The organism is Bombilactobacillus bombi, assembly GCF_013607485.1.
Lineage (GTDB): Bacteria > Bacillota > Bacilli > Lactobacillales > Lactobacillaceae > Bombilactobacillus > Bombilactobacillus bombi_A.
This window is the reverse complement of the sequence record NZ_SCHP01000147.1, coordinates 1-620: the sequence shown is the minus strand read 5'-3', so window position 1 is coordinate 620 and position 620 is coordinate 1. Positions and strand designations below refer to the sequence as shown.

Annotated in this window: 1 protein-coding gene; it reads left to right on the top strand. The window is 38.5% G+C overall.

Features of this window, described 5'->3' with window-relative positions:
- Nucleotides 1-7: 7 nt before the first annotated feature.
- A partial coding sequence (locus EQ827_RS08865) for a C69 family dipeptidase (RefSeq protein ID WP_181190608.1) occupies nucleotides 8-620 on the top strand: 613 nt, incomplete at its 3' end.

Genomic DNA, 620 nt, shown 5'->3' with positions numbered 1-620 from the left:
CTTGTAGATGGATCATATTACTTCATCTTGTACAACTATTTTGGTCGGTAAAAAGGCGTCAATAGATGGTTCTACTATGATTGCGCGGACAGAAGATCATGCAGATAAGCCGGAACCGCAACAATTTATGGTAATTGAACCAGAAAAGCAGCCACGTCATTATCAAGCCAAATTATCAAAGTTAAATATTGAATTACCAGATAATCCTTTACGGTATACAGCAACTCCTGATGCCGATCGCTCACATGGTATTTGGGGTGGGTCTGGTATTAACAGTGAAAATATTGCAATGACCGCAACTGAAACCATTACTACTAATGCCCGCGTTTTAGCGGCTGATCCTTTAGCAAAGGATGGCTTAGGTGAAGAAGATTTATTAACTATTGTATTGCCTTATATTCATTCTGCTCAAGATGGAGTTAAACGTGTTGGCCAACTTCTAGAACAATATGGAACATATGAATCTAATGGGATGGCCTTTGCTGATCATGATGAGGTTTGGTATTTAGAAACTTTGGGTGGACATCACTGGGCTGCTATAAAGATTCCTGATGATGCATATGTGGTTGCACCTAATAGGTTAAATATTGATACTTTTGATTTTGATAGCAATGATGTAC